Origin of the sequence: Weissella muntiaci (genome assembly GCF_008107635.1) — a bacterium.
Taxonomy (GTDB): Bacteria; Bacillota; Bacilli; order Lactobacillales; family Lactobacillaceae; genus Weissella; species Weissella muntiaci.
Window position 1 is genome coordinate 60,558 of record NZ_SDGZ01000013.1, and the last position, 21,414, is coordinate 81,971.

Annotated in this window: 26 protein-coding genes; 2 read left to right on the top strand and 24 right to left on the bottom strand. The window is 41.1% G+C overall.

What is annotated here, in order from left to right; translation table 11 throughout:
* Positions 1 to 16: 16 nt before the first annotated feature.
* The 9 genes from ESZ50_RS04405 to ESZ50_RS04450 form a co-directional block, all read right to left on the bottom strand.
* Positions 17 to 307 (bottom strand): hypothetical protein, encoded by a 291-nt coding sequence (locus tag ESZ50_RS04405; protein WP_148622396.1) that lies wholly within the window; start codon positions 305 to 307, stop codon positions 17 to 19.
* A gap of 19 nt (positions 308 to 326) precedes the next feature.
* On the bottom strand, positions 327 to 884 hold the full coding sequence (locus ESZ50_RS04410; protein WP_246111509.1) for an NUDIX hydrolase: 558 nt from the start codon (positions 882 to 884) through the stop codon (positions 327 to 329).
* Positions 871 to 1,089, bottom strand: coding sequence for a cold-shock protein (locus ESZ50_RS04415; protein WP_148622397.1), 219 nt, complete (start codon positions 1,087 to 1,089; stop codon positions 871 to 873). Before ESZ50_RS04415 ends, ESZ50_RS04410 begins: the two co-directional genes overlap by 14 nt.
* A gap of 18 nt (positions 1,090 to 1,107) precedes the next feature.
* Positions 1,108 to 1,470 carry a DUF3397 family protein gene (locus tag ESZ50_RS04420; RefSeq protein WP_148622398.1) on the bottom strand — a complete coding sequence of 121 codons (363 nt, stop codon included), beginning with the start codon at positions 1,468 to 1,470 and terminating at the stop codon, positions 1,108 to 1,110.
* 595 nt (positions 1,471 to 2,065) lie between these two features.
* Positions 2,066 to 2,284: a hypothetical protein gene (locus ESZ50_RS04430; RefSeq protein WP_148622400.1), complete on the bottom strand. Its 219-nt coding sequence runs from the start codon at positions 2,282 to 2,284 to the stop codon at positions 2,066 to 2,068.
* Positions 2,285 to 2,582: 298 nt separating this feature from the next.
* On the bottom strand, positions 2,583 to 3,290 hold the full coding sequence (locus ESZ50_RS04435) for a glucosamine-6-phosphate deaminase (protein ID WP_148622517.1): 708 nt from the start codon (positions 3,288 to 3,290) through the stop codon (positions 2,583 to 2,585).
* Between the two features lie 140 nt (positions 3,291 to 3,430).
* Positions 3,431 to 5,392 carry a threonine--tRNA ligase gene (gene thrS / locus ESZ50_RS04440; protein WP_148622401.1) on the bottom strand — a complete coding sequence of 654 codons (1,962 nt, stop codon included), beginning with the start codon at positions 5,390 to 5,392 and terminating at the stop codon, positions 3,431 to 3,433.
* A gap of 343 nt (positions 5,393 to 5,735) precedes the next feature.
* Entirely contained in the window at positions 5,736 to 5,936 is a 201-nt protein-coding gene (locus tag ESZ50_RS04445) for a hypothetical protein (RefSeq protein WP_148622402.1), read from the bottom strand.
* Positions 5,933 to 7,504, bottom strand: coding sequence for a peptide chain release factor 3 (locus ESZ50_RS04450; protein WP_148622403.1), 1,572 nt, complete (start codon positions 7,502 to 7,504; stop codon positions 5,933 to 5,935). The genes ESZ50_RS04445 and ESZ50_RS04450 overlap by 4 nt, the downstream gene beginning before the upstream one ends.
* A gap of 171 nt (positions 7,505 to 7,675) precedes the next feature.
* On the opposite strand from ESZ50_RS04450, the gene ESZ50_RS04455 reads away from it, so the two are divergent.
* Positions 7,676 to 8,479 (top strand): RecX family transcriptional regulator, encoded by an 804-nt coding sequence (locus tag ESZ50_RS04455; RefSeq protein ID WP_148622404.1) that lies wholly within the window; start codon positions 7,676 to 7,678, stop codon positions 8,477 to 8,479.
* A gap of 79 nt (positions 8,480 to 8,558) precedes the next feature.
* Positions 8,559 to 9,110 (top strand): nucleoside tri-diphosphate phosphatase, encoded by a 552-nt coding sequence (gene ntdP / locus ESZ50_RS04460; protein WP_148622405.1) that lies wholly within the window; start codon positions 8,559 to 8,561, stop codon positions 9,108 to 9,110.
* Positions 9,111 to 9,152: 42 nt separating this feature from the next.
* Here the strand turns inward: ntdP and phoU are convergent, their stop codons facing one another.
* From phoU to ESZ50_RS04535, 15 genes are all read right to left on the bottom strand, one after another.
* Positions 9,153 to 9,827: a phosphate signaling complex protein PhoU gene (gene phoU / locus ESZ50_RS04465; protein ID WP_148622406.1), complete on the bottom strand. Its 675-nt coding sequence runs from the start codon at positions 9,825 to 9,827 to the stop codon at positions 9,153 to 9,155.
* Between the two features lie 44 nt (positions 9,828 to 9,871).
* Positions 9,872 to 10,630, bottom strand: coding sequence for a phosphate ABC transporter ATP-binding protein PstB (gene pstB / locus ESZ50_RS04470; RefSeq protein ID WP_148622407.1), 759 nt, complete (start codon positions 10,628 to 10,630; stop codon positions 9,872 to 9,874).
* 9 nt (positions 10,631 to 10,639) lie between these two features.
* Entirely contained in the window at positions 10,640 to 11,467 is an 828-nt protein-coding gene (gene pstB, locus ESZ50_RS04475; protein WP_148622408.1) for a phosphate ABC transporter ATP-binding protein PstB, read from the bottom strand.
* Positions 11,468 to 11,481: 14 nt separating this feature from the next.
* Positions 11,482 to 12,372, bottom strand: coding sequence for a phosphate ABC transporter permease PstA (pstA, locus tag ESZ50_RS04480; protein WP_148622409.1), 891 nt, complete (start codon positions 12,370 to 12,372; stop codon positions 11,482 to 11,484).
* A 2-nt stretch (positions 12,373 to 12,374) separates the two neighbouring features.
* Complete coding sequence (gene pstC, locus ESZ50_RS04485; protein WP_148622410.1) at positions 12,375 to 13,292, bottom strand: phosphate ABC transporter permease subunit PstC; 918 nt, start codon at positions 13,290 to 13,292, stop codon at positions 12,375 to 12,377.
* A gap of 44 nt (positions 13,293 to 13,336) precedes the next feature.
* Positions 13,337 to 14,209: a phosphate ABC transporter substrate-binding protein PstS family protein gene (locus ESZ50_RS04490; protein WP_148622411.1), complete on the bottom strand. Its 873-nt coding sequence runs from the start codon at positions 14,207 to 14,209 to the stop codon at positions 13,337 to 13,339.
* Positions 14,210 to 14,385: 176 nt separating this feature from the next.
* Positions 14,386 to 14,787, bottom strand: a complete 402-nt coding sequence (locus tag ESZ50_RS04495; protein ID WP_187387548.1) for a VOC family protein — start codon at positions 14,785 to 14,787, stop codon at positions 14,386 to 14,388.
* A 183-nt stretch (positions 14,788 to 14,970) separates the two neighbouring features.
* On the bottom strand, positions 14,971 to 15,429 hold the full coding sequence (locus ESZ50_RS04500; protein ID WP_148622413.1) for a VOC family protein: 459 nt from the start codon (positions 15,427 to 15,429) through the stop codon (positions 14,971 to 14,973).
* Positions 15,430 to 15,519: 90 nt separating this feature from the next.
* On the bottom strand, positions 15,520 to 16,296 hold the full coding sequence (locus ESZ50_RS04505) for a TIGR01457 family HAD-type hydrolase (RefSeq protein WP_148622414.1): 777 nt from the start codon (positions 16,294 to 16,296) through the stop codon (positions 15,520 to 15,522).
* Positions 16,289 to 16,909: a YutD family protein gene (locus ESZ50_RS04510; RefSeq protein ID WP_148622415.1), complete on the bottom strand. Its 621-nt coding sequence runs from the start codon at positions 16,907 to 16,909 to the stop codon at positions 16,289 to 16,291. Before ESZ50_RS04510 ends, ESZ50_RS04505 begins: the two co-directional genes overlap by 8 nt.
* 25 nt (positions 16,910 to 16,934) lie before the next feature.
* On the bottom strand, positions 16,935 to 18,311 hold the full coding sequence (locus ESZ50_RS04515) for a bifunctional metallophosphatase/5'-nucleotidase (RefSeq protein ID WP_148622416.1): 1,377 nt from the start codon (positions 18,309 to 18,311) through the stop codon (positions 16,935 to 16,937).
* Positions 18,312 to 18,317: 6 nt separating this feature from the next.
* On the bottom strand, positions 18,318 to 18,938 hold the full coding sequence (locus ESZ50_RS04520) for a metallophosphoesterase family protein (RefSeq protein ID WP_148622417.1): 621 nt from the start codon (positions 18,936 to 18,938) through the stop codon (positions 18,318 to 18,320).
* A gap of 15 nt (positions 18,939 to 18,953) precedes the next feature.
* Positions 18,954 to 19,388: a hypothetical protein gene (locus ESZ50_RS04525; protein WP_148622418.1), complete on the bottom strand. Its 435-nt coding sequence runs from the start codon at positions 19,386 to 19,388 to the stop codon at positions 18,954 to 18,956.
* A 1-nt stretch (position 19,389) separates the two neighbouring features.
* The gene (locus ESZ50_RS04530; RefSeq protein ID WP_148622419.1) at positions 19,390 to 20,475 is read right to left on the bottom strand and encodes an aminopeptidase P family protein; all 1,086 of its coding nucleotides are present in this window, start codon (positions 20,473 to 20,475) and stop codon (positions 19,390 to 19,392) included.
* Positions 20,476 to 20,552: 77 nt separating this feature from the next.
* On the bottom strand, positions 20,553 to 21,392 hold the full coding sequence (locus tag ESZ50_RS04535) for a YitT family protein (protein WP_148622420.1): 840 nt from the start codon (positions 21,390 to 21,392) through the stop codon (positions 20,553 to 20,555).
* Between the last annotated feature and the right edge of the window lie 22 nt (positions 21,393 to 21,414).

Genomic DNA, 21,414 nt, shown 5'->3' on the forward strand with positions numbered 1-21,414 from the left:
AAAACTCCCTATTTCTTTACATGAAAAATAAAATCAAATAAACCAAGATAATTGCAACTACTAAAACAATAATCGCAATGTTCAGCCGATGTCGCAGCCGCAACCGTTTCCCCTCTGGTGTCAGCTTTCTAGTCGCCGGATCAAGGGGGTACTTCCCCTTATCCGTCGTCTTAAATTCCCGTCGTGTCAAAACTTGATCCGACGGTTCCACCTCACCACTCAAGCGACTTAAACGGTGAAGTGTATCTTCCGGCTGAACTTCATCTGTTTGTTTAGATTTACGGTGTGGCCACAATTTTAGCTTCATCTTTTATCTACCAACTTTTCTATTTTTGTAATGTTTTCCAATACAAATAAGCCATGACAGTTTTGGCGTCATTCATTTCCCCGCTGTTAAACATCTCTGTCGCCTTATCGAAATTCCAATACACCAATTCAATCATTTCATCATCATCCTGCGGTAAAGCATTTGCCACAGGTGTGAGCTCAGTTGCGACATACAGGGTCATAAATTCATCTGAGAAACCAATCGAGGTATAGAAACCGGCAACCGCTTCGACCTTACCAGCCTGTAGTCGCGTCTCTTCATTTAACTCACGATTAACAGTATCGATAATCTCTGTGTCTCGCTCATCAACCTTACCAGCTGGCACTTCATAGCTAACCGCCCGAATTGGTGCTCGCCATTGGCGTTCCACAATCATCTCATTTTGATCAGTCAACGCCAAAATTGCAATTGCGCCACTATGATAGACAACTTCACGCTTACTAGTCCGCCCATCAGGCAATTCTACAACTTGCTCGGTAACTCGAATGATGTTCCCTTGAAATTTTTCGACTTCTTCAACAACTTTCTCAACAAATTGATCATCACTCTTCATCATCAACAACCTCGACTCCCGTTGCCTGTGGACCACGAACTCCCGCAACCACCATCAACTTCACTTCACTCCCAGGGATTAAATCGCGCACTCCTGGTGTCTCAATTCCAGAGAAATGTACAAATACATCATCTTCATTTTTTACTTCAATAAAACCGAAGCCACTTTCACTATTCCACGCTCTAACGATTCCATCAATTTTTTGCATCTTACCCTCAATTTCTAGTTAACTTAATACAGCTAAAGCAATCAATATAATTGTGACCAAACAGGCAACTAGACCCATCGTGCGCCACCAAATTCTAAAAAAATATTTTGTTGTAAACCTCTGCGACACAAAGCCTTGCCACAAAGCCATTCCAATCCCCCATAGTACAAAGACCAATAATAATGGTGCTAAGATATCAAGCCGCCAAACCTGGAAACTAACACTTTGCAAAACCCACAAAAAAATTGGTAATAAGAGATCAAAACTTTTTATTTTTGAATTTAAAAATGTTCGTAGGAAACTTCTACGCCCAAATAACAAAATTAACCAAATCGCACTCAAGCTAAGCAACGCAATCGGCCAGGTGACAAATGTAAACATTTTGACCCCCTATATGAGTTCTATTTCCATTATACCTAACTTAGCCAAGTTTTTTCACGCTCCGCATTAAATTATCGATTTGAATTAGTGTTAGGCTGACATCAACGCCTTTTATTTACTTGCTGTCAGTTAAGCAATAAGTAATCCCTGTCAGTCTATCTTTATAAACATCTGACAAGGTTACATACATTTTAAATATCTTGTTTTCCGAGAGAAACACTCATCTAGCGACCTCACTTGGCTAGGTTAACCAACTCCGCCCAGCAAGCTCAGTCAAGTATAATCCAAAGGAACGTTAGTATGGTAAAAACACCACTGAAGAGGATTGATTCGAAAGATGACAAAATACATCACTATCATATTACACCTCAGCGAAAACCTGCTATAATAAATAGTAATTAAGAATAAGGATGCAGAAAAATGGCTCAACACACAAAAAAGCGCACGACACCACTGCAAGTTATTATCAAGATTTTTGTAATTTTCATGCTGTTTCTATCATTATCAAGTATTCTAATCATGCTAATCCAAATCATGAATTAAAAAAGCGTTAAAGCTAAGGTGAGCCCTTAACTTCAACGCTTTTTTTGTAAGATTAGCCCAAAGTAATTGTACTAATACTCATCACAATATATGAAACATCATACTTATCTTGACGATCAAATTGTTCCTTGATGACGACCTTCGCCTCATCTAGTTCACTTCTTGAAGCCATTGAGTTGTTTGACTCAATCGTCACGGTGCGGTAGCGCCAATCAGTTGATGTACCATCGTTAACCTTGAATCCTAAAGTAAATAAATGTTGATAAGCCATATTAGCCCCACCCTTTAAAAAGTTATTTATCCTTATTGTAGCCTAGCAAGCAAAGGGCTGTCCACAATTAACCAGAAATTAAAAAGCGTTGTACCCCTTGGTCCAACGCTTTTTGAAATCAATTTGAAAAACAATCCAACTTGGTCACTCGAAATCCCCATTAAAAAGATAATGCCACTATAACTGGTTAGGTCATAGCGGCTAAGAGAGAGAAAGAGAATTGGTTGTGTATAGGTATTAACCCCTACAAACAATAGTCTATTATATTAACCGATATAGGTCAACCCTAAACCCCAAATTAATTCTTATTCAATTTGCTTGCAGCCGCCTCATCGACAATCACGATAACATTAGCATGTTGCTGCAAAGCGCTAGCTGGCACGCTTTCAGTAACCGGTCCTTCAATCATCGCCGCCACGGCATCTGCTTTTGCAGCGCCATAAGCAATGATTAAGATTTCCTTGGCTTTCATAATTGAAGCAATTCCCATTGAATACGCAAAATGGGGTACTTCAGCTTCGCTAGCAAAGAAGCGCGCATTTGCTTGAATCGTTGACTCAGTCAAAGCCACCTCATGCGTCCCCATTTCAAAAGGCGTTCCTGGTTCATTAAAACCAATATGTCCGTTTTGTCCTAAACCTAACAATTGTAGATAAACCGGATTATCGGCAATAATCTTCTCATAGCGAGCTGTTTCAGTTGCGGCATCGGCCATTCCGTCAGGAACATAACTCATTTTAAAAGGCTTCTTGTTAAACAAATGCTCATTCATAAAGTAGCGGTAGCTTTGTGGATGATCACCGCTCAAACCTTTATATTCGTCCAGGTTGATGGAAGTTTTCTCAGAAAAATCAACATCAGAATTTGTTAATTCATCATAGACACTGATTGGTGTTGACCCAGTTGCAAGGCCAAAAACGTTTGCGCCGTCCGCCAAAGCATCTTTAAAAACCTTGAACCCTTCGCGACCACCCTCAATTTGATCCTTAACTTTAATAATCTTCATCATTTCAGAATTCCCTCGCTTATAATTGGTATAGACCAAATTATAGACCAATTCCTAGACCAATTCAACCCCCGTAAACTATTTGTACAAAAAAAGCTGAGGTACCTATCGACACCTCAGCTTTCAAACTCTTAATTCAATTATTCAGCCGTTTCAGCTACGACTCTTGAGTAATTAGCAACATCAGCATTTAGCGCTGTATAGAATTCATCAAGCGTCATCACTGCTGTGTCAGTTGACCCAAAACGACGAACCGTTACTGAACGGTTCTCAACTTCTTCATCACCAATTACTAATGTATATGGAACACGATCTTTAGCTGCATCACGAATCAAGTAACCTAACTTTTCGTTTCGACCGTCAAAGTCAGCTCGGAAATTATTATCCACCAAATGATCAACGATTTCATGTGCATACGCTGCATGTGCTTCGCGATTAACAGGGATTACTCGAACTTGACGAGGTGCCAACCATGTTGGGAAAGCTCCCTTATACATTTCTGTTAGATAGGCCGTGAAGCGTTCCATCGTTGAGATCACTCCACGATGCAACATAACTGGACGGTGCTTCTCACCGTCTGCCCCAACATACTCCAAGTCGAACTTCTCAGGTAGCAAGAAGTCCAATTGAATTGTTGACAGCGTTTCTTCTCCACCAAGGGCCGTCTTAATTTGAACGTCTAGCTTTGGTCCGTAGAATGCGGCTTCTCCTTCAGCTTCAAAGTAATCCAAGCCCATATCATCCATAGCCTTCTTCAACATCGCCTGTGAGCTTTCCCACATTACATCATCATCAAAATACTTTTCAGTATTCTCAGGATCACGATATGACAAACGGAAACGGTAATCAGAGATGTTGAAATCTGCGTATACATCAATCATCAAATCCAAAATCTGCTTAAATTCATCCTCAATTTGATCAAGGGTTACGAATGTGTGTCCATCATTCAAAGTCATTTCCCGAACACGGGCTAAACCAGTCAAGGCACCTGACTTCTCATAACGGTGCATCATACCCAATTCAGCGATGCGCAAAGGCAACTCACGGTATGAACGTGGCACGTGCTTGTAGACCTGAATGTGTGATGGACAGTTCATTGGACGTAACTCCAACATCTCACCATCCCCCATGTCCATTGGTGGGAACATATCTTCTTGGTAGTGATCCCAGTGACCAGAAGTCTTATACAAATTCAAGTTAGACATAATTGGAGTGTAAACGTGTTGATAACCTTTTTGTAATTCACGATCAACAATGTAACGCTCTAATGTTCGACGAATTGCGGCTCCATTTGGCAACCAAACGGGCAAACCGGCACCAACTTCTTGACTGGTAAAGAACAAGTCCATATCAGCACCAATTCGACGGTGATCGCGCTCTTTGGCTTCCTCACGTCGTTGCAACTCGGCCTCGAGATCGTCCTTATTCCAGAATGCAGTTCCGTAAATCCGTTGCAACATTTGGTTTTCAGACTTTCCACGCCAATAAGCCCCAGCAACTGATGTTAGCTTGAAGAACTTAATCCAACCAGTTGATGGCACCAATCCGCCACGATCTAATTCAATATGCTCACCTTGAACTGCAATCGTAATCCGTTCGTCGGCTGGCAAATCATTAATCAATTCAACCTTGAATGGATCGTCACTAAACATCTCAAGTGCCTCGGCTCGTGAGATCTCACGAGAGACGATTGGCAAGTTTTCTTCAACGATTTTTTTCATCATTGCTTCAATTTCAGGGAACTGCTCCACTGAAATCTGGTTACCATCAGCATTGTCTGTATCATAATAGAAGCCATTGTCGATGGCTGGTCCAACACCAAAATGCATATTAGGGTACAAACGCTTTAAGGCTTGTGCCAACAAGTGCGATACAGAATGACGCAATAACTTTAGGCCTTCTTCGTCACTTTTGGTAATCAATGCAAAATCACCATCAGCACTGATTCCATCATGCATTCCAACATATTCACCATTCAACTTACCTGAAACGGCCTTCTTCGCCAAAGACTTTGAAATTCCCTCAGCAATTTCCAAAGGCGTTACACCTACTGGATACTCTTTAACAGCTCCATCAGGAAAAGTAATCTTTACATCTGCCATACTAATGCTCCTTAAAATTGACGTAATTGATCAGCTCAACGTTAATAAAAAACGTCCCGTTGCATATATAATTATGCAACGGGACGTTTCCACGTGGTACCACCCGAATTCGCAAGGGTCTTCCCTTGCCTCTTCACCCCTTAACGCGGGAGACGGAACTGTTTTCACAATCCACATCAGAAGTAGTACCGCTAAATAACAAAGATCTGCTCACACCATCCAGATTCGCTTAACATTGTTTTTTATTTACCGACGTGTCTTCATCAACGTATTATATGTTTCTCAGTATACCTGTCTAATACAAAAAAAGAAAGTAATTCTTTATTACTTTCTTTTTTAAAATTTAACCCAATATCAACAACCCTAAAGCAACCGCTAATACATAAACGATATAAGTACCAAACAACCAGTGCAAAGCATTGAATAACTTTGGATATGGGTGTAACAGGGCGTGACCAGCGAAATACAGACCAGTTGGTAACAATAGCACCATGGCCAATGCCTCAACGCCCACAGCCCAACTCTCAGTTAATAATGGCATCATAACTTTGTCTCCAATTCTACATCTGGGTATTTGTCACTAAACCAACGTTCAGCAAAAGCATTTTCAAACAAAAAGACCGGCGCATCATTTCGATCACGAACCAATAGGTTACGTGATGAAGCCATTCTTGGATCAAGCTGCTCTGCATTGACCCAACGCGCAGTTTTTGCTCCCATCGGCTCTAATGTTACTTCAGTGTTATACTCGTTTTCCATGCGGAATTGGAAAACTTCAAACTGCAATTGACCAACGGCACCCAAGATATATTCACCAGAATCCCAGGCAGTATACATCTGAATGGTTCCTTCTTGAACCAATTGTGTAACTCCTTTGTGGAAAGACTTCTGTTTAAGAACATTCTTGGCCCGCACGCGCATAAACATTTCAGGCGTGAAAGTTGGCAATTCTTCAAATTCAACGGCCTTTTTCCCAGCGTAAATTGTATCGCCAATTTGGAAATTACCTGTGTCATAAACCCCGATAATATCACCCGGATAGGCATTTTGAACGTTTTCGCGCGAATCGGCCATAAATTGAGTAACATTTGAAAGTCGTAACTTCTTATTCAAACGTTGCAAAGTCACATCCATACCACGTGTAAACTCACCCGAAACGATTCGAACAAAGGCAATACGGTCACGATGATTTGGATCCATATTCGCCTGAATTTTGAAAACAAATCCCGCAAAGTTCTCGTCAGTTGGTTCAACTAATGTACCAGTCGCTGTCTTTTTAGGAGCTGGTGCCGGCGCATAATCCATGTAAGTTGACAAGAAAGTTTCGACACCAAAATTTGTCAATGCTGATCCAAAGAATACCGGCGTTAGTTCACCTCTTAGGATTGCATCCTCATCAAATTCGTTACCAGCATCCTGCAAAAGCTCGATTTCATCACGAACCTCATCCCAAAGTGGATTTTCTTGCAATGCATTTGCTTGTGCAAGATCGTTTCCCGCCTCATTCAAAGGCAAAAAGCGTTCAGCATTCGAAGCTGGTCGATACACTTCAACCTGCTTATGATACAAATCATAAAGTCCCGCCAAAATTTGACCAGACCCAATTGGCCAGTTCATCGGATAAGCTTGAATTCCCAAAGTAGACTCTAATTCATCAACTAGATCAAAAGCCTCACGACCATCACGATCTAACTTATTAAAGAAAGTAAAAATTGGAATATGCCGTTCTTTAACAATTTCAAACAACTTCTTTGTCTGTGGCTCAATTCCCTTTGCAGAATCAATGACCATGATAACTGAATCAACCGCCATCAAAGTTCGATACGTGTCTTCTGAAAAATCCTCATGCCCTGGTGTATCCAGAATGTTGATCCGCTTATCATCAAAATCAAATTGCAAGACTGAAGACGTAACAGAAATTCCACGTTTCTGCTCAATCTCCATCCAATCTGACTTGGCAAAGTTTCCTTTGCGTCCTTTAACTGTACCGGCTTCTCGGACCACGCCACCCAACAAAAGCATTTGTTCGGTGATGGTCGTTTTACCAGCATCAGGATGGGAAATAATTGCGAACGTGCGGCGCGTCTGCAATTCTTCTTCTAAATTCGCCATTTTAATCCGCCCTTAATATCTTAAAATAATCTTATTTTTCTTAACAATTTAGTATAGCGAATTTCCCCTTTCTTAACAAGTCCTTCACATGGCTTTAGCCTTGATCTACTTAGCTTTTTTACTTGATTATCTTTTTACTTCAACTTAAACTTAATATTAGGAGTTTAAATCATGCAAAAAATCAGTCGCGTTACACAACAACGGCGTCCAGGACGCTATAATATCTATCTTGACGACGAGTTTTTTATGGCCGTCGATGAAAAGATCCTGATCCAATATAACCTTTTTAAGGGCACCGAACTAACTGAAGCGGAAATCGCTGAAGTAACTGCCGCCGAATTCGAACAGAAAGCATATATCAAAGGACTAACGATTGCGACAGGCCGCCTGATTGCAAAAAAACAATTAGTTTTAAAATTAAAACAAGGTGACTTTCCTAACGACGTAATTGCCCGTGTTATCGATCGATTAGAAAATGCCGGCATTCTTGACGATCAAGCTTATGCTCAAGCCTATGTTGCATCTAGTATTAACGCCGGCAAACTAGGTCCAAAGGGAATTGCTCGTAAATTAAAAACCTTTGGTGTTGATAGTAATATCATTGCTGATGCTTTAGCGGATTACCCTGATGACGACCAAGAGGAACATATCCAAAAACAAATTGAAAAACTTTTTGCCAAGTACCATCATCAATCCCGCATGCTTGCACAACAAAAGGTTACCCAGAAATTAATTCAAAATGGATTTGACCAACAACATTTCCAGCCACTGATCAAAGCTTACCTTGCTGACTTTGATCAAGACGAACAGCAAGCTGCTGAATGGGAGAACCTTGACCGAGAAGCGCAAAAACTTGCGGACCGCTATAGTCAGTATACGGGCTGGGATTTCACACGTCGGTTCAAGACTGCTTTATATCGCCGTGGCTTTGATGGTGACTTAATCAATCAATGGTTATCAAAAAACAACAAGTAAGCGTTAGCCAATCATTGATTGTGTGGTACAATTTAAAGCGATACTAGGTTTATATGCCGTAGAAAGGCTCAATAAGATTATGAAAGATGGTCGTTTACCTCGTGAGGGGGATTTTATTACGATCAAGAGCTACAAGCACGACGGCAGTCTTCACCGAACATGGCGGGATACAATGGTTCTTAAGACCAGCGAGAACGCAATCATCGGCCTCAATGATCACACTCTAGTCACTGAAGATGATGGCCGACGTTGGGTTACCCGTGAACCCGCGATAGTATATTTTCATCGTAAATATTGGTTCAACATAATTGCGATGATTCGAGATAATGGTGTTTCCTACTACTGTAACTTGGCCTCGCCCTTCGTCCTCGACAAAGAAGCGCTGAAGTACATTGACTACGATCTTGATGTCAAAGTATTCCCAGACGGGGAAAAGCGACTTCTTGATACTGACGAGTACGAGTTACACAAAGAGCAGTGGCAATATCCTGCTGATATTGATTTCATTGTGAAGGAGCACGTCAAAATATTAGTTGATTGGATTAATCAACATAATGGTCCTTTCTCCCGTGAGTACGTCGACTTGTGGTTCCGACGTTATCAAGAAATAAAACGTCGTGATGATCGTTAAAAAAGCACAGCCATTAATTGCAATGGCTGTGCTTTTTTATGTTTAGATGAACGAAGATTGACCTGGGTTCAATTCAACGATCTTACCAGTTCGCTTATAAATAATCCACTCAGCAATATCGGTCACATAATCTGACGTTCGTTTCAGATACCCCCCAATTACTAAGTAATCGGTTGAACTTGAAACCAATTCAGGATCAAGTTTCATACTATCAACTGCCAAATCACGAATTTTAGCCGTCCGTTGTGACACATCTAAGGCAATTTCTGCCATTGATTGTGAACCACGTGCGTCGTCATTAACGTAGTATGTTAATACTTCAGAAACCATCTTGGCAACAATTTCCCCGGTTGAACCAATCAACTCTTCAATCTCTGGTACTCGCTTGGTCCCCTTGATTGCAATCGTCGACAAAGCAATGTTACGTGCATTGTCGCCAATCCGTTCCAGAACCGAAACAGCCTTCAAAATTGTCACAATTTCACGCAAGTCGGTTGTCACTGGCTGATACAGAGCAATCATTTCAAAGGTTTTCTTTTCCAATGCAATCTCACGTTGATTGATTGCTTTATCATCATCAATAATGCGTTGTGCAGCTTCTCGATCATGATCCAAGAAGGCCTGAACGGCCTCATGCAATCGTTCAGCAACTAGTAGTCCCATCTCTTTAAAAGATGTATCCAAATCTGCTAATTCATCATCAAATAATCGGCGCATAATTAGTCTCCTTTATTTTCTCAACAAATGTTCTTTAAAACATTCTACCCGAAACGGCCGGAAATGTAATCTTGTGTTTCCTTCTGATCCGGATCCAAGAAGATTTTCTTTGTATCGTTTACTTCAACCAAATTTCCATTCATGAAGAATGCTGTCCGATCTGAAATTCGCGATGCCTGCGACATTGAATGAGTAACAATAATCAACGTATATTTGTCACGAATCTCCAACAAAGTGTTTTCCACCAAATGCGCTGAGACAGGGTCCAAAGCAGACGTTGGCTCATCCAATAAAAGAATTTCTGGTGAAGTTGCTAATGCTCGCGCGATTGACACACGTTGTTGTTGTCCACCAGATAACGACAGTGCTGATTTATGCAAAGTATCTTTAACTTCATCCCAAACCGCGGCTTGCTTCAAAGAAGTCTCCACGATTTCATCAACCTGCGCCTTATCTTTCATCCCCGAAATCCGTAAACCAAATGCTACATTGTCATAAATTGAAAATGGAAATGGATTCGGTTGTTGAAAAACCATACCAATCTGCTTACGCAATTCAACCGTGTCCGTGGAAGGAGAATAGATATCTTTCCCCTTGAACAAAAAGGTACCATTCACCGTCACACCTTCATTTAGATCATGCATTCGGTTAAGCGCTCGCAAATAAGTTGACTTACCAGAACCAGATGGACCAATTAAAGCTGTAATCCCATATTGATCATAATCCAGATTAATTCCATGGAGCGCTTCTTTTTTTCCATAATACAAGCGGACGTTCTCAGTTGTTAGTATCTTGTCTGTCATCCTATTCCCCTAACCGAAGTTTCCATTCACATAATCAATTGTCCGTTGCACCTTAGGTCGTGTAAAAATCTTACGCGTCAGATCATATTCAATGACCTTTCCCATGTGAAAGAAAGCTGTATAGTCTGAAATTCGCGCAGCCTGTTGCATATTATGCGTAACAATAATAATTGTGTATTCATCTTTTAATTTCAGCAGTGTATCTTCAATCTTCGACGAGGAAATTGGATCAAGGGCTGATGCCGGCTCATCTAACAATAGAATATCTGGCTTCATTGCAACTGCCCGTGCGATTACCAATCGTTGCTGTTGTCCACCTGACAACGCCAATGCCGACTTATTCAAGTCATCCTTAACCTCGTCCCACAGGGCCGCCTGCCTGAGTGATGTCTCGACGATTTCATCCAACTCGGCCTTGTTGCGAATACCATGTTGCTTCAGCGCAAATGTAATATTGTCATAGATTGATTTGGCAAAGGGATTTGGTCGTTGGAAAACCATTCCGATATGCTTACGCATTTCATAAACATCAATATCTGACGAGTTAATATTCAAGCCACGGTACATAATCTTTCCATCAACCCGGGCAACTGAATCATTCATCCGATTTAGCGACCGCAAAAAGGTCGACTTTCCGGATCCAGATGCACCAATTAGTGACGTGATTTTAAAACGTTCAAATTTCAAATCTGCATCACTCAGCGCCAACTTGTCGCCGCCATAATAAACAGCTAAATCACTCGTCGACAAAGCTACTTCGTGCTTATCTTCATCCATCTCATAGAGATAACGTTCAGGCATCTCATCGTTGAAGACCAGTTCATTTGTTTCAGTCATTTTTTCATAGCCTCCTACTTAGATGCTGTCAAACGCCGGTACAAGACCTTAGAGAAATAACGGGCCGCAAAGTTGAACAAGAGCACCGCAATAATTAGAACCGCCGAAGCTCCCGCTGAAACGGCGGCAGCATCTGGCATAATTCCCTCGGAATTAACTTTCCAAATATGAACCGCTAATGTTTCTGCTGGGCGCATTAGATTCAACGGACTTGAAATATTGAACGGATTCCAATCACCCCACTTTAATGCTGGAGCCGATTGGCCTGCCGTATAAATCAGAGCGGCCGCTTCACCAAAGACACGTCCTGCTGATAATACCACCCCGGTTACAATCGAAGGCAATGCTGCTGGTAAAATTACATTCCCTACAGTCGTCCAGCGTGATAATCCAAGCGCTGAGCCAGCCTCACGCTGTAAGTCCGGAATGGTCCGAAGGGACTCTTCAACGGAACGCGTTAGCAATGGCAAATTAAAGAATGTTAAGGCTATCGCCCCCGACAAAATTGAAAAGCCTAGTTTAAATTGCACTACAAACAACAAAAATCCAAACAGTCCAACCACAACAGAAGGTAACGAAGATAGGATTTCAATTGCTGTTCTTACCAAGCCGGTTACCCGACTCTTCGGATTGGCGTATTCATTCAGATAAATTCCTGCTCCCAAAGCAATTGGTAAGGAAATAATCATTGTCAAAATTAAGAGATAAAAGGAATTGAACAGTTGGACGCCGATTCCACCACCAGCGGTAAAAGCTGTTGCTGGTGCCGTCAAAAAGTGCCATGACAGATGTGGTACACCTTGAACCAAAATGTAGCCCAATAAAGCAGCTAAAATCAAAATCACAAAGCCAGCAATGAAGTATAACGTTCCTGTGGCAACCTTATTCGCAGTTTTTGCGTTCATGCTTACAATGCTCCCTTCTTACCGATTGCTCGAACAACTAGATTGAAGAACAATGACATCGTCAATAGAATCAAAGCCAGTGACCAAAGCGCGTTATTTGGCAAAGTCCCCATCACAGTATTACCAATTCCCTGTGTCAAAACCGATGTTAATGTTGCTGCGGGTGATGTTAAGTCCTTTGGCATTAAGGCCGCATTACCAACTACCATTTGGACCGCCAATGCTTCACCAAAGGCCCGCGCCATTCCAAAGACAATTGCCGTCAAAATACCGGGAGTCGCTGCCCGCAAAATAACTTTATAAATCATCTGCCAACGCGTTGCGCCAAGCGCAAGTGCTGATTCACGATAATGTCTTGGGACGGATTTCAATGTATCAACAGTCATTGAAGTAATCGTTGGCAAGATCATTACAAATAGCACCAAGGCTCCAGCTAAGATTCCAAAACCAGAACCGCCAAAGATATTTCTCATGATTGGTACAATCACTGACAAGCCGATAAATCCATATACAACAGATGGAATTCCAACCAAAAGCTCTGTAACTGGCCCAAGAATTCTAGCTCCCCGCTTTGGCGAAATTTCTGTCATAAAGATTGCCGATCCAATTGCAAACGGAGTCGCAATCAAAGCTGAGAGTAATGTTACTAGAAATGAACCTACGATCATCGGCGCAGCTCCAACTAGCGGATTACCAGCTTTATCTACCTGTCCAGGCGACCAAGTTGAACTGGTTAAAAATGACCAAAAATTAACTTTATCAGTGAAGAATGTTGCTAGACCCTTTGTTGCCACAAAGTAAAATATTGAGACAACGACTAGAACAATTAGCAACAAGGCTGAGAGTGACACATACCGTCCAAAACGATCTAATTTGCTGGCTCTTGACTTTCGCAAAAGTGATGCACGGATTTCATCCATGTTCGACGCTCCTATTTCTTTTTTCTTAACCCAAAACAATTTAACTACTTAACCTGTGTAATCTTGCCGTCAACAGATCGTTCAATTTGCATATCATGAATTGAAATATAACCCAATTGTGGCACAATCGTACTTTGTACCTTTGTTGATGTAAGATACTCCAAAAAGGCCTTTACTTCACCCTTTGGCTGATCCTTCGTATAAATGTGTTCGTATGACCAAATTGGCCAAGCACCGCTTTGAACATTCGCATTGTTTGGCGTCACACCGTTCAAAGTTGGTACGTCAACCGTTTTATCTAGATATGAGAAAGCTGCATACGACACGGCACCCGGTGTTGAATTAACAATCGATCGAACCATCCCTGATGAATCTTGTTCCTGAGCTTCAGCTGATTGCGCTCCGTTCAAGCCCCACTTTTCAAAGGTTGCACGCGTCCCAGAACCTGCAACTCGATTGACAAGTACAATCGGCAAGTCGTTTCCGCCAACTTCTTTCCAGTTAGTCACCTTTTTTGTAAAGATTTCGGTTAATTGCTCAGTAGTCAAATTCTTGATACCAGCCTGCTTATTCACCAAGGGTGCAACACCAACAACCGCAATTTTGTGATCGATTAACTGCTTAGCATTAATTCCTTGTTTTTCCTGCGCGAATAAATCTGAATTACCAAGATCCACTGCCCCAGATTGAATTTGCGCCAATCCAGTACCAGTTCCACCACCTTGAACATTTACAAAGACACCAAAATGATCTGCCGCAAACTGTTCACCAGCCGCCTCGACCAAAGGTTGCAAGGCAGTTGACCCGACCGCCGTGATATTTGTACCACTTTCTTTACTCCGCGTAGAGTATCCGAAAGCTAATAGGCCCCCAGCAATTATGACAATTACTGCGCTTATTAACCAACTGCGCTTCATACGAACGCCTCCTATTTTTATCTCAACTATTAGTTCCTATTATGCTCTCAAAATGTAACGTTCTTTCGGGAGTTATGTAAAGATTTTCTTTACATTGATAAAAATAGTCTACCCACGCGCTATTTCGCTAATCATTGAAAAAAGGCTTCCTCATTGAGAAAGCCTTTTTCTAAAATCTATGCCCATATTAACTGCCATGTAATTCCAAAACGATCTACAACCCACGCGACCTTTCGCAAGTCACCAACCGCCTCCGGTCCCATCATAACATTACCTTTATCTGCCAATTTCTTGAATATATCATCAAACTCTGCCTCAGATGTTAGGTCAAGATAAAGTGAACTCGCCCAGCTTGTTTCTGGCGCTTGTTGCTTGTCCATATCCATAAAATAAATTTCATTACCTTGTAAGTTCAATACACCATGTAGGACTTTTCCAACCATGCTATCTGGCGTGTAGGGCATTCCCTTAGGATATCGATCGATTTTCTCGATCTTAGTTTGTGGAAAAACTGTCGTATAAAATTCCATTGCCTGTTCCGAAGTCTCTGCCAAAGTCAAAAATATATTCATTTTCATTTCCATATCCTCCAAAAATATTTTCCGAATAAGTCATCTGTAAGCGCTTTAGTTAAATTATAACCAAGTTATCTAATAGCGCATAATATTTTGGTCAAAAAAAAAGATTTCATTATCAACAACGAAATCTTTTTTAACATTTTCTAGCTATTTGGGCTTCTTTTAAAGTAAGCGAATCTTCAATTAATTTTGACCTGGCATTTGTGAATATGGTTGTGCATGTAACATCCAACGAACACCATATTTATCAGTGAAATCGCCCATCTTACCGCCCCAGAACTGTTCTTCATATGGCATATTAATTGTTACTTGCCCTGATTCAGCAATTTTCTTCCAAAAGGCATCTGCCGCAGCTGATTCGTCAGCGTCTTCTGAGTTCAGATCTAACAAAATTGCAACTGACGCATAATCCAACTTCTCAACACCCATAAAATTGTCTGCAGCCATGACAGTCGTTCCAAGCACATCGAATTGACCATGCATCGTCATTTCTGCCGCTTGTTCTGCTGATACACCAAACTGTTCAGCCTGTGCCTCAGCAACCGGCATTCTTACAATATTGCTTGCACCAAAGACATCTTCATAATAGGTCAAAGCCTCTTTGGTATTCACCATTGTTAGATAAGGATGTACTGTTGCCATAATTCTCTTCCTCTTTCATATTAAAATATAGTGTTAATCTCTCAACAGTATTATTTTAACCCAGATCTACCTGGACGCCTAGTAAAAGAATTAAAGGATCCAATCATCTAATGAATCCACCTCATAAGTTGGCCGGACGGCGGCTTCATACTGTTGAACATCAGTCTTAACCGCGACGCCCGTATAAACTAACAAGGTATCCATTCCAGCATTTAGTCCTGCTTTAATATCCGTATTATAATTATCACCAACCATAATCACTTCATTCGCATTTTTATCGACCCGTGCTAATGCTAAATCAATAATTGTCTTTGAAGGCTTCCCAATTACTACTGGCTTCGTTTGAGTTGCCGTCTCAATGAATGTTACGAAAGCTCCTGCACCAGGGGTCATGCCAAGCTCATTTGGCAAATTCGTATCAATGTTAGTTGCAATGAATCGCGCACCGGCCTGAATGGCAAACGTTGCTTCCATCAATTTTTCGTAAGTGACGTCTCGATCTAATGCAATAACCACAGCATCAGCTGGCGCCTTTGCCACTAACTGAAAGCCAGCTTGTTCAATCGCCGTCTTTAGTCCACCTTCCCCTACGATCAATACCGATTCAATCTTTGGTTGGGTTCGCAAAAAATCTGCCGTGGCCATTGCCGAAGTATAGACTTGTTCTGGGCTAGTCGGAATGTCATGATTATCAGTTAAATTTCGGGCAACTTCTTCAGGTGTTTTTGTCGAATTATTGGTTACAAACCGATAATCAATCTCGGCGGCTTGTAGCCGTTCAACAAATCGCTTCCCACTAGGGTAACGCTCCCGACCTTTATAGATTGTGCCATCAAGATCAATGAAATACCCTGAATAGTTACTCATCCTTCTTTATTTCCCCCACTTTACGCTCACGAACTTGAAAACGACGATGCCCATTATTACCCTTCGTCTCGACCTTTTTACCTGCTTGTTTATCTCGTGGGGTTTTAGGACTAACTCTTTTCTTTTTCTCAGCAACCGCCCCCGTCTTGGCTTGCAAATTGGCATTTTTAGAATGCTTTGACCGAGAATGTTGTTTCTTATTTCGTTCATGAGATGACTGATTAACGTCCTCACCTTCATCAACCATATGCGGTTCCAAATTTTGCAAAACAAAATAAGGTGCTCCAAAATTAATCTCTTCGTATAAATAATCTTGAAGAGTATTAATTTGCTGACTTCGCGGTACACCATCAGTACCTTCTTTATAAAAACCTCTCAAGCGCAATTGATTGGCCGCAATGTCACCCACCAAATAATCGTACTTTTCAAGGAAAACACTAAAACGTGTTGCCAGCTTCTGACTATCATACGCGTCACGATAATTTTTCAATAACAAATAAGCGCGCTCATTAATTTGAATTTCCTCGCCCTGATTGCTTTGAATAATTGTGTTTGCTGCAGCTCTTTCCAAGACTTGTGCCTCAGTCAGCTCTTTCATCCGTTCACGATCCATTCACTCATGAACTCCTTTCGAATCTTTATGTTATCGGAAATTGTGTCGACAAATAACTACCAAAATCTTCTCGAAAAACAGAGTCATATAGTAATTCATTCTTACCAGCAATTTCCAAAGTTGGAAAATATGGGATAAACAAGTAATGATCTAATGACCCAATTTGATAGCTCGCAAGTGGATCCAATGGTTGCCCATTAACCAATAGCTGGCCTTGACCATCTACTTCCAAACCATCCCAAACAATTTCTCCCCACGTATCACCACGGAAGCCCATTCCACGAATTTTCGCCGCCTTCATAAACATTCGATTTTTTTCAACCTCTCGGTACAATCTCAGTAGGTCGGTTCCTTTAAGCGTTACTTTGTTTGCATGGACCGCATGTGGCAATAGCTCATGCAAATCAAAAGCGTTAACTGCTCCTGCCGGTAAATTACGCAAGAATAAGCCCGTGGACAACATAGCAATACTAGTCTCTGTCCTCATTTCAAGAGCCTTGAGTCCTAAATCAACCAGTCGATAAGAAGCATTCACATCGTTAGAGTACTCAACTGGCAATGCACCTAACTGACGCCTCGTCAAAATTGTTCGACCCGTATCATTGGCCAAAATATTTTCGACTTGGTCCTCAGGCAGTGTTGGTAATTCATCCGTAATAATCGTTCTGGCTGATTTCGCAACTACCTTTCGATCCGCTAATGTAAGCGTGATTTGTCCTATATGCTGTCCATATTTGCCCGCTGCCGCTAGTAAAGTATCATTTCTTTCTTCGCCAACTGGCAATAAATGATGCGTATGTGCTCCAATTATCAAATCTAACTCTGAAAAATGATCCGCCAAAAAACGATCTGTCGGTAATCCTAAATGTGACAAAAGTACGATTACATCAACTTGGGGCTTCAATTCTTTTAGCAACTTTCTCAACGCTTCACTGGCAGCTTCAGGATTCCAACCTAACAGTGGGAAGGTCAAGATAAAAGGGGCTGTAAAAGCAATTACTCCAATTTTAGTATGCCCTTTGGTTTCAATTATTTTATATTGCTCAGCCCAGTCGGGTATTGCATCTGTTTCCCGATCCAGTACATTTCCAAGCAATACAGGGAAGTTAGCTCGATCATACATGTGATTCATCACCGTATGAGGAAAACCTAACATCTCATTATTACCAACCGTAACCGCATCATAACCAATTTCATTCATCAGATCTACATTGGCTTGCCCCATTGTAGCCTCAGTTAGCGGATGAACTCGGTCCATGAAATCACCAATATCAAACGTCAACACTGACTGACCTTCACGTAATAGATTGCGCTTCTGATTCTGCAAAAGCCGCCGTATCTTTGGCCAACGTTCTATGTGCGAATGAAAATCATTCGTATGTAGAATTGTAATCCGTTCCATAAGACCTTACCTCCGTTTTGCAAAATCATCATGCTTGGCTTTTATAATCAATTCGATTTCAGCTAAACTTAGTGGCGTTCCCCATGTCGGCCGTTCGTCATCAAATAAATAATTCAGATCCGCGCTATCAACACCAACATTGATATTTTCCGGAACATTTACCATTGAATTATGAATATGCCCATGCAAATTTATAGAATTTTGTGTCTGTCCAAACATCAGCGGATAGTGCGTCATAAAGAACTGATGTCCATTAGCTTTCAAAATTAATCCAACATCATGAAAAACAAATTTATTCTTCCCATCTGCCAACTGATAATTATTTTTCTCCAGGTATTTAAAGAAACTACGTGTATCATGATTCCCCTTAACAAATTGAATTTGTCCATGTAGTTCTTTTAGGATCTCTAACGTCAAATCATAACCACGTTGAACCGGCTTAATCTTATTTAGAAAGGCCACATCTCCCAAATGATACACGACATCCTCATTTGTAACTCGTTCGTTCCATGCCTGAATTAGGCCTTTATGGAAATCTTCTAAATTATCATAAGGTCGTGGCGAAAAATTATTACTCTGTAATAAAATTTCATGGAAGAAATGTGTATCTGACGTAAAAAAATCCATAAGCCCCTCGATTTCCTATAAATGTCCTGTTGTTAGTGTCTTCAACCATTGGTAGACATCTTCAAAATTACTAGGGTAATCATTTAATCCCCAAACTCGTAATTCATGCTCGGACTCAGTCTGTTTAAGGCGCAGTCCCCATTCTTCATTTTCACTACCAACATTCCCTTGATAGTTTAAATTCCAAGCGCGGACTTCATCCAAGAGGTGCTCTGTTAATGGTTCCCATTGAAAAGCCATTGGCCTAACCAAACCATTGTATTTAGCCAGACTTGGCTCAGGCTTTTGCTTGTCAAATATAAGCTTTTCATCGGTAATATCTAATGGTTCTAGGTGCATTTGTTTTGGTGTGCCTAAGATGAAAGCACCTTGCTGAGTTTGTTTGCCATAAAAATAATCGAAGCCAGTCGTCATATTTCCACGGTAGAATTCAAAATATTCAACTGTCATATTACTTCTCAATTACAATTAAGTCGGTCGAAATACCACTAGTCAAGTTTTCGCTAGTGCTTCCAGTCAGAATGATATCATCTTCGATTCTAACCCCACCCAAACCAGCAACATAAATTCCAGGCTCAATGGTCAGCAACATTCCTTCAGCCAACACATCTGCCTCGCTTGCACGCGCCGAAATCACTGGTCCCTCGTGAATATCTAATCCGATTCCGTGACCAGTTGAGTGATTAAATTCCTTGCCATAGCCAGCCGCCGTGATAATATCACGTGCGACTGCATCTAGATCCTTAGCCAGCATTCCGGCCTTTGTGGCAAGGATGGTTGCATCTAGTGCCTGCTTGGTAACCTCATAAATTTTCTTGGCTTCAGGTGCAATCTCACCAAAAGCCAACGTTCTCGTAATATCAGAGGTATATCCATCCACATAGTAGCCAAAGTCAATTGTAACTAGTTCACCAGCCTCAATCACCTTTTCTGTTGAAGTACCATGGGGCAAAGCGCTTCGGAATCCCGAAGCAACAATTGTATCAAAGGATGGCTTCTCTGCGCCCTTACTCTTAATAATTTGATCCAACAAATTCGCAACTTCGCGCTCTGTCATGCCTACATGTAACTGAGGTAAGAGCTCATTAAATGCTGCAACCGATACGTCAGCTGCCTTGCGTAACTTCACCAGTTCATCTGGCTCTTTAACTTCTCGAATCATTTCAAGTAAAGCTGGAACAGGGGCAATATCCTCACCATCAAAGGTCTCGTCAATTACATCAAAATCACGGTAGGTGATCGTATCCTCAAAGCCGAGGCGTGCGATTTTGTACCGCTTAGCCGCCATCATTGCAACACCAAAATAATCACGTGTAATCAATAACTCGATGCCCTCTGGTAGCGCATTTCGATATGCTTCTTCATAACGCCCATCAGTAATCAAAGCTGCGCCATTTTTTCCGACTAACACAACGCCATCACCAGTTCCACCATCGAAACCAGTTAAATACTTCATATTAACTCCATCAGTAATTAACAATCCATCAATTGCTAACTTATCAAATGTCTGCCTAACTAAGTCTAAACGTGATGCCATATCATTCACCTCATTCTCATTTATGTCAATTATATCAACTATTTATAGGTCCGCGTCGTTGACCTTACATTTATTTACTATATACCAAAAGTTCCGCCATGAACCTCCGTGACATTGGTCGTCACAATAAAGGCATTCTCATCTACATCATGGATTAACCTAAGTAAATGAGCATAATTACTATTATCAACCATTACCATCAACATATCTTTGTCATTATCAGTATAGCCACCCTGAACATTAAACACCGTCAAACTATGTTCTTCATCTAGCAGCATTGCTCTAATTTCGTCCAGTTTATGGTTACTCATAATCGTTACTTGATGCTTTAAGTCTAGCCCAGTCTCAATATAACGCATCACCATTGATGTGATTACCAAAGAAAAAGCTGCCAAGAAAAATGCATTTGTACCAGCCACAAATAAATTAAAGAACGTTACGACTAGATCAATTGCCAGCAATGATTTAGCCGGGTTAATGCGCCAATATTTCTTCAAGATCATTGGTGGGACCGTTGTACCACCACTCGACGCCTCTAGTCGATACAGAATTGCAATTCCGGTCGCAAAGATTGCACCACCAATAATTACTGCCAGCACTGAATCCTCAACTAATTTAAAACTCGGTGTAACAAACAAGAGTAGCGGCAACATAAAACTTCCGAAAATTATGTTCCGGACGGTCGTTCGATTTAGGAAGATCGCCGCAATAATAATCATGATTGTGTTAATAATTAACACGGTCAACGCACGATTGATTCCAAATGTTGCATCCAATAAAATTGCAATTCCAGTTGCGCCCCCCGCTGCTACATTAATTGGTGCATAAAAGAAATTAATTGCAATTGCAATAATCTCCAGTGCAACAATAATTGCAATCAATTGAAACCAAAGCTGTTTACTTAGTCGTTTTTTCATATTACTCCCTATGGTTGTTTGA